Origin of the sequence: Providencia sp. PROV003 (assembly GCF_045040775.1) — a bacterium.
Classification (GTDB): domain Bacteria; phylum Pseudomonadota; class Gammaproteobacteria; order Enterobacterales; family Enterobacteriaceae; genus Providencia; species Providencia huashanensis.
Map to the genome: position 1 here is coordinate 1,699,054 of NZ_CP096369.1, position 14,468 is coordinate 1,713,521.

Below are 14,468 nucleotides of genomic sequence, written 5' to 3' on the forward strand. Positions count from 1 at the left end.
TAAAAAATTCTCCCTCAGATGAGGGAGAAGTCAGTCATGATTTTAAATTAGGTTAGCTATAATTCAAACCGTTAATAATAATCGATATGAATGGGCTGCCGTGTATACATCTTACTGATGCGTCACCACAACTAAGCGAATAGCATCTAAACGCCATGTTGCTTGGTCAATATTAGTGATCAGTTGTTGGCGCTCTTCCTCGATAATATCCAGTTCTTCATCACGAATATTAGGGTTAACCGCTTTAAGGGCTTCTAAACGAGAAAACTCCAACGTTAGTGCTTTGTCGGCGGCTTCTTTAGCGCTCTCTATCAAGGCTTTGGCTTCTGTTTCCACCATAGGTTCAGATAAACGCAGTACAGAATGCACTTCATTTTGCACCGCATTGACCAATTTGCTCGCCATATGGCGGTTAATCGCATTTAATTGACGGTTAAAACTTTCAAACTCAACTTGAGACGATAAGTTATTGCCTTTTAGGTCAATTAATAAACGCACAGGCGTAGCGGGTAAGAAACGGCTAATTTGCAGGTGCTTAGGCGCTTGAGCTTCCACAACGTAAATTAACTCTGTCAGCAAAGTACCTACGGGGAGAGCTTTATTTTTTAATAAAGAAACCGCGCAGCTACCTGTATCGCTGGATAATACTAAATCCAAGCCGTTACGGATAATTGGGTGCTCCCAACTGATAAATTGCGTATCTTCGCGTGAAAGTGCCTGTTCCCTATCAAAAGTAATGGTACAGCCATCTTGAGGAAGGCCAGGGAAATCAGGGACTAACATATGGTCAGAAGGCGTCAGAATAATTAAGTTATCACTCTTATCTTCTTGGTTAATTCCAACGATATCAAATAAGTTTAGTGAGAAATTGACTAATTCAGTGTCATTATCACCTTCACCAATTTCTTGAGCCAATTGGTTACCAGACTCCCCGCCGTTGGAATGCATTTCCAGTAAACGGTCGCGCCCTTGTTCCAATTGTAATTTTAAGCTGTCATGTTCTTCACGACAGGTTTTGATAAACTCATCGAAACCGTCGGTTACCGTTGGGTCGGCCATAAATTGTAATAATGGCTGATAGTACTTATCGTAAATTGCTCGACCCGTTGGGCAGGTATGCTCAAAGGCATCTAAACCCTCGTGATACCAGCGCAGTAGAACGGATTGTGCCGTATTTTCTAAATACGGGACGTTGATGGTGATATCACGGTTTTGGCCAATCCTATCTAAGCGGCCGATACGCTGTTCTAATAGGTCCGGGTTGAAGGGTAAATCAAACATCACTAATTGGTTTGCAAATTGGAAATTGCGGCCTTCAGAACCAATTTCAGAGCAGAGTAACACTTGTGCGCCTTCTTCTTCGGAAGCAAAGTAAGCTGCTGCACGGTCGCGCTCTAATAGTGATAACCCTTCATGGAATACGGCTGCACGGATACCTTCGCGTTCGCGTAAGACTTGTTCTAATTGAAGTGCGGTTGCAGCTTTCGCGCAGATTACTAATACTTTTTCATGGCGGTTAGCGGTTAAAAAGCCCATCAACCATTCAACGCGTGGATCGAAGTTCCACCAAGTTGCATTTTCACCTTCAAATTCTTGGTAGATTTGCTCTGGATAAAGCATTTCTTTGGCGCGTGTTTCGGTGTCTTTTTTTGCTCCCATAATACCTGCAACTTTAATCGCTGTTTGGTATTGGGTTGGCAATGGCATTTTTAAAGAATGCAATTCGCGGCGAGGAAAGCCTTTTACTCCGTTACGCGTATTGCGAAATAGCAGCCGGCTAGTCCCATGACGGTCCATTAACATGTTAATTAGCTCTTGGCGCGCAGCCGTACCATCTTCACTCTCAACATTTGCCGCTTTTAATAGCGGTTCGATGTCTTGCTCTTTAATTAATTCATTGAGCAAGTTTTGCTGGTCGTTTGTCAGTTTTTCACCAGATAGCAGTAATGAAACGGCATCGGCAACAGGGCGATAATTTTCTTGTTCTGCAATAAATTCTTGATAGTCATGGAAACGACTAGGGTCCAGCAAACGCAAACGCGCAAAGTGGCTTTCTTGGCCTAGTTGTTCAGGTGTGGCGGTAAGTAGCAGAATAGAAGGAACATTTTCAGCTAATGTTTCAATAACCTGATATTCACGACTAGGGGCTGATTCACTCCACTGTAAGTGGTGTGCTTCATCAACAACCATCATATCCCAGCCAGCTTCAACGAGTTGGTCAAAGCGTTGCTTACTGCGACGCACGAAATCGAGTGAACAAAGCACCAGTTGTTCAGTTTCAAATGGGTTATCACTATCGTGTTGTGCTTCGCTATAACGGCTATCATCAAATAAAGAAAAACGTAGGTTAAAGCGGCGTAGCATTTCGACTAACCATTGGTGCTGTAAGCTATCTGGTACAATAATTAATACACGCTCAGCACGCCCAGCGATTAATTGCTGGTGGATAATCATCCCTGCTTCGATGGTTTTTCCTAAGCCAACTTCATCGGCTAATAACACACGAGGGTGGTGGCGTTTACCCACTTCATTTGCGATATGTAATTGGTGTGGGATCAAACTGGCTCGAATGCCACGTAACCCTGTCGCTTGGTGCTTAACTTGCTCACTTTGGAATTTACGCGCACGATAACGCAAGGCAAAGCGATCCATACGGTCAATTTGGCCAGCGAATAAGCGGTCTTGCGGTTTATTAAACGTGAGCTTACTGTCAAGAAACACTTCCCTAAGACTTACATCTTTTTCTTGTGTATCTAAGCGAGTGCCGATGTAAGTTAATAATCCCTTGTCTTCTTCAATGCTTTCAACTTGAAGCTGCCAGCCTTCATGGCTAGTTATGGTATCACCTTCATTAAACATTACTCGGGTAATAGGGGCATCGCTGCGTGAGTAGAGGCGGTTTTCTCCACTTGCAGGGAAAAGTAACGTGACCATACGGGCATCAATCGCCACAACGGCACCTAATCCAAGTTCGCTTTCTGTATCGCTGATCCAGCGTTGACCAAGAGTAAATGGCATAGATTTAATTTAATTCCATAAAATTGAGAGTTTATTTTTAGATTTTTTAAGACAATTTTTATCGGTATCTTCGCTCATTATTGGTATAACCCGTTATGAGTCACACAAGGAAGAGTTCGAGTTATTTTTAAAAAAAGTCAGTACCTGATGATTAATTATACACATTTAATAATTCAAATTGCAGCAATGTGAGTGAATAGACCCATATCGTTAAGTGGAAAGGCTGTTGTGGGTTTATCACAAGGCATACCATTTGAATTATAACGAGTATCGTTGATTATCGCGCATTATTTGTGCAGTCAGATGTGCGATACATCAAAGGGGCGATATATTAATTCAACCAGAGCTTATCGTCACCTGTTAAAAAAACACCAAAGCGATATTAAATTTTAAAACAAAAGTGTAATTTGCCCAGTGAGTAAGGCATCAAAGTCATCTTGTAAGAAGGGGAGAATGGCATCAGCTATTGGCTTAATTTGTTTCAAAATATAGTGTTCGTAATCTGGCTTTGCAGTGATTTTTTCGAGGGGTTCTGGCCCTGCTTGGGTAATGATATAGCTGATCCAGCCACCATTTTGGTACTGTAAAGGGCGTTGCAATTTTAAATTATAGTCATCCGCAGCGCGGGCTGCTCGAACATGGGGGGGCACATTTTTTTGGTAATCGGTTAGTTTGCGCCGTAGGCGTTTACGGTAAATTAACCGGTCGTCATACTTCCCTGTTCGAATGTTTTTTATATATTCGCGAATATACTCATGGTATGGCTGACGATGGAAAATGAGGGTGTACAGCTCTTTTTGGAATATCTGGGCTAATGGCGTCCAGTCAGAGCGGATAGTTTCCAGCCCCCTAAATACCATAGTGTCTTTACTCAACCCCGCATAGCGTTTTTTACTGCCCATTTCCGCACCACGTACAGTTGGCATTAAGAATCGGCGATAGTGGGTTTCATATTCCAGTTCTAAAACACCATTTAATTGCAACTCATCCCTTAAATGGTTTTTCCACCAGTTATTCACGTAATCACGTAAGGCAAACCCTATTTTTTGCGCTTGTTCTTCATTGTGAGCCTCACGTAGCCAGACAAATGTGGAGTCGGTATCACCATAAATAACTTGATAACCTTGGGACTCAATCAGGCGTTTTGTGGTACGCATAATTTCATGCCCACGCATGGTAATCGACGCTGTTAGCCTTGGGTCGAAGAAACGGCAACCTTCTGCGCCCAATACCCCAGCAAAGGCATTCATAATAATTTTAAGCGCTTGAGATAACGGAGCGTTATGTTCTTGTTTGGCTTTATCGCGTTCTTGCCAAATATGGCTAACAATATCAGGCAAACAATGTGTTTTACGGGAAAACCATGCTTGGCGGAAACCCGGAACCGAATGTTGTGGGTCTGGGTGTGCTAACCCTTCGATCATCCCTGCGGGGTCAATTAAAAAAGTCCTAATAATTGAAGGGTATAGGCTTTTAAAATCCAAAACTAATACGGAGTCATATAACCCAGGTTGAGAATCCATGACAAAGCCCCCGGGGTTTAGCTGGGATTTTTGTTCCATCAAATTTGGAGCAACAAAACCAAGGCGGTGTAAACGTGGAATATACAGGTGAGAGAATGCAGCCACTGAACCGCCCATTTTATCCACGGCAAGGCCTGTTACAGTTGAGCGTTCTTGCAAGAATGCCATTAAATCTGTTTTTGCAAAGATGCGATGCACTAAAATGCAGTCTTGAATATTGTAGTGAGCCAAAGCGGGTTTATCATGGGCGAAGCGGCGGTTAATTTCATCCATTCTGTCGTATGGAGTATCAATCGCTTTACCTTCACCAAGCAATTCTTGGGCAACAAATTCTAAGCTAAATGACGAAAAGCTCCAAGTGGCTGCTTTTAAGGCATCAATGCCATCAATAATTAACCGGCCTTCAGCGGAAGCGAAAAATACCCCTTGTTTAAAACCATGTTCCCGCCATTCGAGTTTTTTACCTTGCCGGCCAAGTAATAGTGGAATGCCATAACGCTCAGCATGTTTTTGTAAAACTTGTAGGTCGAATTGGATTAAGTTCCAGCCGATAATGGCATCAGGGTCGTATTGTTTCAGCCATTCATTAAGTTTCTCAATTAATTGAGGCCGGCTATTCACATAGACTAGGCGGTGATCCCCCCCTCGCGCTGGCCCTTGAACTGGGCCTAACATAAATACGACGTTGTCATTGCACCCTGATAAGCCGATTGAATATAGCTCACCATGTTGGCTCGTTTCTATATCAAGAGATACTGCTTTGATAGCGGGACGATAACCTTCACAGGGTTTAAGTTGATACTCACCTTGTTGAGTCTGAGAAAACCAGACTGGCGCAGTAATAAAGCGCTCCATTAAGTAGCGTTCACAAGGGCGAATGTCTGTTTCTAATAATTCGACGCCTAATTCACTGCAATTTTTGCTGAGATTTTGTAATTGGCGGTATTGATGACAATAAATGGCATACACTTTTTCCCGTTGAAAATCGGCCAATTCAACCCGCCGATAGGTGACATTAGGTTGGCTATCTAGCAAAGGCTTTACAATAGAAAGTTTAGATTCGGGTAAAAAACCAATCGCTTTTTGATAAGGAATAGTAATTTTTTGAGGGCGTGTGTCGGTAAGCAACCAATAAGTGACCTCGACACCTTGACGGGTGTCTCGCCAGTGGCGGCTAAGAATAAAGCCTTTTTCTGCGGAGGTCATAAGTTGAGACATTTAGCTACTCGCGTGACAAAATATCCTATAAATATACGCGAATAGTGTGAATTTATACAGTATTAATTGTGAGTTCGTGTCGAGATGTTAAGTAAGGTTGAGGCAGGACTTTTACCCTGCAATAACTGTTGAGTCGTACCATCGTAGGCAATCACACCATCAGCAATGACCAATGAGCGTGGTGCTATTTGTAGCGCATCATCAATATTATGTGAAACCATTAATAAGGTGATTGATTTTTCTTCACAAACTGATTTAAGCAACAAGAGCATTTCACTGCGTAGGGCAGGGTCTAAAGCAGAAAAGGGCTCATCAAGCAGTAAGATTGGTTGATTGCGGATAAGGCAACGGGCAAGGGCAGCACGCTGACGCTGCCCTCCGGAAAGCTGTGCTGGTAATCTATCTAAACAATCGCGCAGGCTAACATGATCAGCCATCAGCTCTACTTGTTGCATTTGTGCTTGAGTAAGCCGCAAGCTAGGGTGTAGCCCCAAACCAATATTTTGCCTAACGGTTAAATGTGCAAATAAATTATTTTCTTGAAATAACATGGAAACAGGGCGTTTTGCAGGGGGGGTAAAGGTATGGTTTTCGCCATTTAATTCAATAGCCCCAGTTTTAGCAAATTGAAACCCACTGATTAAACTTAATAACGTACTTTTCCCTGCGCCACTGGGCCCCATAATAGCGACGCATTCCCCTGATTTTACTGAAAAATCAAATAACATAGTTAGGTTATCGTATTGGTAGTTCAGTTGGGTCAGTTTAATCATAATGTTTTCCTGAAATGCGTTCTAGCAAGCTAAATAAGCAAAAACAGAGCAGTAATAGTAACATCGCAGTGACTGCACCATCATTTGTTCGATAAGCACCAATTTGTTGATACAGGTAATAAGGCAGGGTAAGGAAGTTTTCATTACCAAATAAGGCGACAACACCGAAATCACCGATGGAAATAACACAAGCGAATGCGAGAGCTTGTGCAATAGTTTTGCGTAATGCTTTTAATTCAATGATTTTAAAGCGGTTGATGCCTGAAAGACCCAATGACTGGCATAAAGGATTATAACGTTCTGCCATATCCCGCATAGGGTTTTCGAGAACCTTTAATGCGTAAGGAATAGCGAGTAAGGCATTTGTCATAATAACTAAAGGGTAGGGTGTTTCTGGTAACCCAATCGTTTCATTGAAAAAAATGAAGAAGCCTGTTGCTAATACGATCCCTGGCATAGCCAGAATAATTAGCCCACTCAGTTCGATAGCTTGACCAAGGCGTAAGGCTTGACGTAAACGCAATTCACGGCTGCTCCATAGCAGCATTAAGGTCAATATAACGCAAACAAAGCCGGCACATAGAGCGATGAATAAGGAAGTGCTGGTGGCTTGCCAAAGCGCTGATTGTTGTAAAACAGACCAAAGTTGCCCATTTAAGCCATCTAAAATAACGGCTAAAAGCGGGGGGAGTAGCAATAGCATGGCCGCAATGATAAACAATGCATCACGAATACGGCGAAACCAATTATCTGTTGGGTCAACCCATTGAGCTTGTTGACTAAAACCAACTGAAAATAAACCATTAATTTTTTGGCAAATAAACATCAGGCCGACACAGAAAAAAAGCTGGATAAGCGCTAAAATAGCGGCTCTTCCTAAGTCAAAATCGTAGTTGAGTGCTTGGTAAATCGCGAGTTCAATGGTTGTGGCAGCGGGGCCACCGCCGAGGGCAAGAACTGTAGCAAAACTGGCAAAGCACAACATAAAAATTAAGGCTGCAGTAGGCAGAATTTGCCGACGCAAATAAGGCCATTCTAAAATCGTAAATTGCCGCCATTCATTAAACCTAAGTTGTGCAGCAATTTGCCGCTGCTCAATAGCTATATTTTCTAATGATTGTAATAGCATACGAGTAGCTAGGGGCATATTAAAGAATATGTGAGCCAACAGGATGCCTTTTAAGCCATAAGGGGAGAATTGGTAGTTGATACCGAATAATTGGGCTAATTTTCCTAACCAACCAGTTTGCCCATAGACCGATAAAATACCAAATACTGCAACTAAAACTGGTAATACTAAAGTCATCGCACACAAACGTAGGAATAAAGTTCTTCCTACAAAGCGGCGGCGATAAAGGGCTCTAGCCAAAAAAATAGCAGGGGTCACCGAAAGAACGGCAGATAAAAAAGCCTGCCAGAAGGTGAAGCCAATCACATGCCATAAATAGCTATCGCTAATAATTTCATTAATCGATACTTCAGGCGCGAAAAACCAAAGTGCACCAAGACTAAGAAGTGCAACAGTGATTAATAAGCCGGAGGCGAGTGCCCCCGGCAGTAAGGACTGATTCATTAACGACTGACGGCGGCTTGCCATAAACGAGTCCATGTCTGACGTTGTTTGGCAACTTCTTGTGAACTAAATTGCAGCGCCTTATTAGGGAGTGGTAATTGGTTATACACTTCAGGTAATGGGGTATCAATAACCGGATACATCCAGTTTGTGGTTGGTAATGTATCTTGGAATTCAGGTGTTAAAATAAACTGTAAGAATTGCTTAGCTAGTTCAGGTTGAGGGCTGTTTTTAAGCCTTGCTGCCACCTCAACTTGCATATAGTGGCCTTCGCTAAATAATGCCGCTGCATAATTGTCTTTTTTATCATTTAGCATTTGATAACCGGGAGATGAAGTATAACTTAGGACAAAGTCACCTTCCCCTTTTAAAAACAAACCGTAAGCTTCACTCCAGCCTTTAGTGACCGTTAACGTTTTAGCCGCCATTTTTTGCCATGCATCGGCAGATTTATCACCATATAATTTTTCTATCCATAGCATTAACCCAAGCCCTGGCGTACTGGTGCGTGGGTCTTGGTAAATAATTTTCCAATTATTATCGCTAGTTAGCAGATCATCCATACTGGTTGGTGGTTGTTTTATTTTATTTGTGTCGTATATGAATGCGAAATAGCCATAATCATAAGGAATAAAGGTTGAGCTATCCCATTCAATAGGCAGTTTTAAGGCGTTGGTATTGATGTCAGCGGGTGCGAATAAACCTGTTTTTTCCGCAGAATCTAACAAGTTGTTATCTAAGCCTAAAATGACGTCAGCTTTACTTTTTTTGCCTTCCATTCTTAGGCGATTGAGTAAAGCAACACCATCACCCAATGCGACTATTTTTAAATCACAGTCACACTGTGCTTCAAAATTCTTCTTAATCTGTGGGCCCGGCCCCCACTGCGCAGCAAAGGAATCATAGGTATAGACAGTGAGTGTAGGTTTTTCGGCCCAAGCGAGTTGGCTAAAACTAAGTGCACTAAGCGTAAAAACTGATGCTATAATTTTGTTTTTTAACATGCTTTTTCCTGCGCTAAAAAGATAGTGACACAGGATTTGAGGGGAAACCGATGCATATCGGTAGCTCAAATCCCTACGCCGGTATTAACCGGATCAGGTTCTACGGGTTATTTCTCAGCCTAAACATATTTGGCACCCCGTTGAGACGTTCACTATTGTAGAGACTTCAGACATATCTGCAAACTGTATTGATATAGGTTTACCAGTTTGGGTATGTGTGAAACAATTAGGCATCTTTCAAATTTGGTTATTGAGGTAGTCTGTGATTGATGATGATGGCTACCGCCCGAATGTAGGAATTGTAATTTGTAATCGGCAAGGGCAAGTTCTATGGGCCCGCCGCTATGGTCAGCATTCCTGGCAGTTTCCTCAAGGAGGCATCAATCCAGGGGAATCGCCAGAACAGGCGATGTATCGTGAGTTATACGAAGAAGTCGGGCTACAGCGTAAAGATGTCAGGTTATTGGCATCTACCCGTAATTGGTTACGTTACAAATTACCCAAGCGTTTGGTGCGTTGGGATACAAAACCTGTTTGTATCGGGCAGAAACAGCGTTGGTTTTTACTTCAACTTCAATGCAATGATGCAGATATAAACGTGCAGCGCAGTAAATCGCCAGAATTTGATGGCTGGCGATGGGTCAGTTATTGGTATCCTGTCAGGCAGGTAGTTTCTTTCAAGCGGGAAGTTTATCGCCGTGTGATGAAAGAGTTTGCGCCAGTTGTTATGCCTCTACAGGAACAAAAATTACCGCAACGGCCTGTTTTTAATAATCGTAGGCGTGGGGCAAAGTAGCCGATGTTGATGCGTTTACGTGACATTGTCGAAAAAGTTGCTATGGCAACTAGTTTGGCAGATGCACTAGAAATATTGGTGAATGAAACTTGCAAAGCGATGCGGACGGATGTTTGTTCAATTTACTTAGCTGATCACCCTCGCCAATGTTATTACTTAATGGCAACCCGCGGGTTAAAAAAACCTAGCGGGATTGCTATACGCCTTGGTTTTGATGAAGGCGTGGTTGGCGCTGTCGGGCGTCAATCTGAAATGCTCAATTTGGCTGATATCCGCGAGCACCCCCAATATAAATTCCTTCCTCAACTCAAAGAAGAACAGCTCAAAGCTTTTTTAGGTGTACCTGTGGTCTATCGGCGTCAACTATTAGGCGTTCTCGTCGTGCAACAGAGAGAGAAAAGGCTATTTAACGAAACTGAAGAATCTTTCATGGTGACGTTGTCGATGCAACTCGCGGTGATCCTATCGCAAGCTCAAACAAAAGGTGTTTTTGGGCAATATCGACAAAATAGAATTAAAGCCATACCCGTCTCACAGGGGATTTCAATGGCTTATGGTTGGCAAGATAACTCTCAGCCATCTTTTGAAAGTATCAGTCAAGCTAGTGCTATTGATATTGAAGGGGAAAAACAGCGCCTTATTACTGCCTTAGAAAGTGCAACTGCGGAATGCCGTCGTATTAGTAAACGTTTTATGGCTAGCTCTGCAAAAGAAAGCGCTGCAATATTTGATCTTTATAATCACTTGTTAAGTGATCCTCAACTTAAAAAACATCTCTTTGCAGCTATTGAAGATAAAGCAACCGCAGAATGGGCCGTAAAAACAGTCATTGAAAATTATGTCGAGCAATTTTCTCGCTTACGTGATCTGTACTTAAGAGAGCGAGGCGCAGACCTGAAAGCGTTAGGCCAGCGTTTATTATTCCACCTTGATGACTCATTAACACTGAACGAACAGTGGCCAGAACGTTTTATTTTAGTTGCGGATGAACTCAGTGCTAGCGTACTTGCTGAATTACCGATTGAGCAACTAATGGGTGTAATAGTGCGTGATGGGGCAACACACTCACACTCTGCTATTTTGATCCGCGCAATGGGGATACCTGCGATTATGGGGGCAGATATTGAGCCTTCGTTATTGCACAATCGCCATTTAATTTTAGATGGTTATCGTGGTGAAGTATTCATTGAGCCGGAAAACCTGATTATTCAGGAATATCAGCAAATCATTGAGGAAGAAAATGTTATTAGCCGATTGGCGGAAGGCACCCTTGAGCAAGATGCAACACTGAAAGATGGTGAACAGGTCTGTATTTATCTCAATGCAGGTTTAAGCCCCCGTTATGAGCAACAAATTAATACTGGTGTTGATGGTATTGGCTTATATCGTACTGAACTTCCTTTTATGCTACATAATGGGTTTCCTTCAGAAGATGAACAAAAACAGCTGTATAAGGAAGTACTACAACTGTTTCCCTCAAAGCCTGTGGTACTAAGAACTTTGGATATTGGTGCAGATAAACAGTTACCTTATATGCCAATTAGTGAAGAGAACCCGAGCTTAGGTTGGCGAGGGATCCGGATCATGCTAGACCAGCCAGAAATATTTTTGATCCAATTAAGGGCGATGCTGCGAGCTAACGCGCTTTCAGGCAATTTGCGTATTTTATTGCCGATGGTAACCAGTATAAATGAAATTGATGAAGCTATTGTCTTGATCAAAAGAGCAAAAGAAGAAGTGAGCCTGTTGCTAGGAACACCTATCAATATGCCGCAAATAGGGGTAATGCTGGAAGTTCCCTCCCTATTATTTTTACTACCAGAAATAAAAAAGCGGGTTGATTTTATTTCGATTGGTACCAATGACTTTACACAATATTTACTTGCTGTTGACCGCAACAACACACATGTGGCGGCACTATATGATAATCTTCATCCCGCGGTTGTGCGTTTTTTAGCGAAAGTGAGTGAAGAATGTCAACGTATTCAGCTGCCTGTATGTGTTTGCGGTGAAATGGCGGGGCAGCCACTTAGTGCCATGATATTGATTGCGCTGGGGTATCGTTCTTTAAGTATGAGCGGGCGTAGCGTTCCTCGTATGAAATACTTAATCCGTCAGCTAGACCCAGCCTTGATGTCTGAGCTAGTGCCAAAACTATTGGCCGCAGAAACCTGTGATAGCATCAGACAGGAGGCAAGTGAGTTTATGGAGAAACATCGTTTAGGTGGCTTTGTACGTGGTGGAATTTAATTCAGTCATCATGTCTGGACTAACGTCAATGATGAGTGCCTCTCTGCTATTGGCGCTTATGAAGCCAAGGGAGCGCTATTTTAATTAAGTGTTTAAATTAGGTGGGAGCAAATAATTTTGAGTATAAATTACTATACTTTTTATTGTATGCTTTCGTGTGCTTCGAATAAATTGAAGTCTATTGAATATTTTATAGCCGATGACTGATTGGCTTAATTATTAAAAGTGGGGAACGATGAGTAACAGCTACTTAGCATTTCCGGAAATTGATCCTGTTATGTTCTCAATTGGGCCAGTATCGCTGCACTGGTATGGTTTTATGTACCTTGTGGGTTTTGTTTTTGCACTATGGTTGGCTGGGCGACGTGCTGCAAAGCCTAATAGTGGATGGACAAAAAATGAGGTTGAAAATTTACTCTATGTTGGGTTCGTAGGTGTATTCGTCGGTGGCCGACTTGGTTACGTTTTCTTTTATAATCTTCCTGTTTTTCTTGATGATCCCCTTTATCTGTTTAAAGTTTGGGATGGCGGGATGTCATTCCATGGCGGTTTAATTGGTGTAATATGCGCCATGATGTGGTTTGCCCACCGTACACGCCGCCGTTTTTTACAAGTTTCAGACTTTGTTGCTCCATTGATCCCATTTGGTTTAGGTATGGGCCGTATAGGTAACTTTATTAATGGGGAGCTATGGGGACGAGTGACACTGGATACGCCATGGGCATTTTTATTCCCTCATTCGCGCAGTGAAGATATTCAACTTGCAGCCCAAGACCCGTCATTATTACCTATTCTTGAACAGTATGGTGTGCTACCAAGGCACCCGTCTCAGCTCTATGAGATGTTCTTAGAAGGTATTGTCCTATTCCTTATTCTTAATTTATTTGTTCGTAAACCTCGCCCAATGGGGAGTGTTTCCGGGCTATTTTTAATTGGTTATGGTGCATTTAGGATCATAGTTGAGTTCTTTAGGCAACCAGATGCCCAATTAGGGTTATTTAGTGGGATCAGTATGGGGCAAATTCTATCAGTCCCAATGATTATTGTTGGTATTTTGATGATTGTATGGGCTTATAAATATGGTAAAAACATCCCAGCACACAAGCCATTAAAAGAGCCTAAAAACAGTTAATTAACCCGATTGTAAGGGCTAGCTGTACACCTTAAAACGACTCTTTTATTAAAGGAAAAGGGTAGGGGGCTAGCTAGCCACTTAAGTTATTTTGAATAAGAGAGTGACTATGAAGCCGTATCTTGAGTTATGCCAACGTATTATTGATAAAGGACAGTGGGTTGAAAACGAGCGGACAGGTGTTCGCTGCTTAACGGTTATCAATGCTGACCTTGAATACGATGTTGGCAATAACCAGTTTCCTTTGATTACGACTCGTAAAAGCTTTTATAAGGCTGCAATTGCTGAGCTCCTTGGGTATCTACGCGGTTATGATAATGCAGCTCAATTCCGCGAAATTGGTTGCAATACTTGGAATGCTAATGCCAATGAAAACCAAGCATGGTTAAATAACCCCCATCGTAAAGGGGAAGATGACATGGGGCGAGTATATGGTGTTCAAGGTCGCTCATGGCAACGTCCCGATGGTACGTATTTAGACCAACTGAAAAAAGTCGTTAATAATTTAAAAAATGGCATTGATGACCGCGCGGAAATCATCACTTTTTATAACCCCGGCGAATTTGAAATGGGTTGCCTGCGTCCTTGTATGCACACTCATACGTTTTCACTGTTAGGTGACACCCTTTATTTGACATCCTATCAACGTAGTTGTGATGTTCCGCTTGGTCTTAATTTTAATCAAGTTCAATGCTTTGTTTTACTTGCATTAATGGCTCGTATTACTGGTCATAAAGCAGGTAAGGCTTACCATAAAATTGTAAACGCACATATTTACGAAAATCAGTTGCCTTTAATGCGAGATGTTCAGCTAAAACGTGAACCTTTTGCGTCTCCTTCATTGGTCATTAACCCTCAAATTAAGTCATTGGATGATATTGAAACTTGGGTAACCACAAATGATTTTACTTTGGAAGGGTACCAATGCCATGAAGCAATTAAATACCCTTTCACTGTGTAATAAATAAATTGTTTGATAGCTAAGGTGGCCTGAAAGTAAAAGTCACCTTAGTGTTTTTATTCGTGCATACCACATTTCCCTCCTTTGGTTGTTTCTATCCTTTCGTTGAATCCAATCTTGTCTGGCAATCAAAATTTTTTCTTGTGTTTATTTCTACATGACTACTTTTTTGCGAAAAGCTTCGCAAACATGGCTAAACATTGTGTGAATTCCATATGAG

At 42.1% G+C, this 14,468-nt stretch carries 9 protein-coding genes and 1 riboswitch; of the genes, 4 read left to right on the plus strand and 5 right to left on the minus strand.

Annotated elements, in window-relative coordinates:
- Nucleotides 1–111: 111 nt before the first annotated feature.
- The 5 genes from rapA to thiB all read right to left on the minus strand — a co-directional run bounded on the left by rapA (nt 112) and on the right by thiB (nt 9,109).
- Entirely contained in the window at nt 112–3,018 is a 2,907-nt protein-coding gene (gene rapA / locus M1F14_RS07830; protein WP_042846001.1) for an RNA polymerase-associated protein RapA, read from the minus strand.
- 389 nt (nt 3,019–3,407) lie between these two features.
- Entirely contained in the window at nt 3,408–5,759 is a 2,352-nt protein-coding gene (locus tag M1F14_RS07835) for a DNA polymerase II (protein ID WP_129466390.1), read from the minus strand.
- Nucleotides 5,760–5,821: 62 nt separating this feature from the next.
- Nucleotides 5,822–6,532 carry a thiamine ABC transporter ATP-binding protein ThiQ gene (gene thiQ / locus M1F14_RS07840; RefSeq protein ID WP_042845998.1) on the minus strand — a complete coding sequence of 237 codons (711 nt, stop codon included), beginning with the start codon at nt 6,530–6,532 and terminating at the stop codon, nt 5,822–5,824.
- On the minus strand, nt 6,525–8,129 hold the full coding sequence (gene thiP / locus M1F14_RS07845) for a thiamine/thiamine pyrophosphate ABC transporter permease ThiP (RefSeq protein WP_181468730.1): 1,605 nt from the start codon (nt 8,127–8,129) through the stop codon (nt 6,525–6,527). The genes thiQ and thiP overlap by 8 nt, the downstream gene beginning before the upstream one ends.
- Complete coding sequence (gene thiB, locus M1F14_RS07850; protein ID WP_048606295.1) at nt 8,105–9,109, minus strand: thiamine ABC transporter substrate binding subunit; 1,005 nt, start codon at nt 9,107–9,109, stop codon at nt 8,105–8,107. Before thiB ends, thiP begins: the two co-directional genes overlap by 25 nt.
- A 52-nt stretch (nt 9,110–9,161) precedes the next feature.
- Nucleotides 9,162–9,259: riboswitch (TPP riboswitch) on the minus strand.
- A gap of 112 nt (nt 9,260–9,371) precedes the next feature.
- Between thiB and rppH the strand changes: the two genes are divergently transcribed.
- The 4 genes from rppH (at nt 9,372) to M1F14_RS07870 (ending at nt 14,248) form a co-directional block, all read left to right on the plus strand.
- The gene (gene rppH / locus M1F14_RS07855) at nt 9,372–9,905 is read left to right on the plus strand and encodes an RNA pyrophosphohydrolase (protein ID WP_042845994.1); all 534 of its coding nucleotides are present in this window, start codon (nt 9,372–9,374) and stop codon (nt 9,903–9,905) included.
- 3 nt (nt 9,906–9,908) lie between these two features.
- Nucleotides 9,909–12,155, plus strand: a complete 2,247-nt coding sequence (gene ptsP / locus M1F14_RS07860; RefSeq protein ID WP_181468729.1) for a phosphoenolpyruvate--protein phosphotransferase — start codon at nt 9,909–9,911, stop codon at nt 12,153–12,155.
- A 235-nt stretch (nt 12,156–12,390) separates the two neighbouring features.
- The gene (lgt, locus tag M1F14_RS07865) at nt 12,391–13,287 is read left to right on the plus strand and encodes a prolipoprotein diacylglyceryl transferase (protein ID WP_042845990.1); all 897 of its coding nucleotides are present in this window, start codon (nt 12,391–12,393) and stop codon (nt 13,285–13,287) included.
- A 109-nt stretch (nt 13,288–13,396) separates the two neighbouring features.
- Entirely contained in the window at nt 13,397–14,248 is an 852-nt protein-coding gene (locus tag M1F14_RS07870) for a thymidylate synthase (RefSeq protein WP_042845989.1), read from the plus strand.
- Nucleotides 14,249–14,468: the final 220 nt, after the last annotated feature.

Excerpts from the sequence above, each read along its gene's own strand:
- rapA (WP_042846001.1), bottom strand. The coding sequence starts at position 3,018 with ATGCCATTTACTCTTGGTCAACGCTGGATCAGCGATACAGAAAGCGAA.
- M1F14_RS07835 (WP_129466390.1), bottom strand. The coding sequence starts at position 5,759 with ATGTCTCAACTTATGACCTCCGCAGAAAAAGGCTTTATTCTTAGCCGC.
- thiQ (WP_042845998.1), bottom strand. The coding sequence starts at position 6,532 with ATGATTAAACTGACCCAACTGAACTACCAATACGATAACCTAACTATG.
- thiP (WP_181468730.1), bottom strand. The coding sequence starts at position 8,129 with ATGGCAAGCCGCCGTCAGTCGTTAATGAATCAGTCCTTACTGCCGGGG.
- thiB (WP_048606295.1), bottom strand. The coding sequence starts at position 9,109 with ATGTTAAAAAACAAAATTATAGCATCAGTTTTTACGCTTAGTGCACTT.
- ptsP (WP_181468729.1), top strand. The coding sequence starts at position 9,909 with ATGTTGATGCGTTTACGTGACATTGTCGAAAAAGTTGCTATGGCAACT.
- lgt (WP_042845990.1), top strand. The coding sequence starts at position 12,391 with ATGAGTAACAGCTACTTAGCATTTCCGGAAATTGATCCTGTTATGTTC.
- M1F14_RS07870 (WP_042845989.1), top strand. The coding sequence starts at position 13,397 with ATGAAGCCGTATCTTGAGTTATGCCAACGTATTATTGATAAAGGACAG.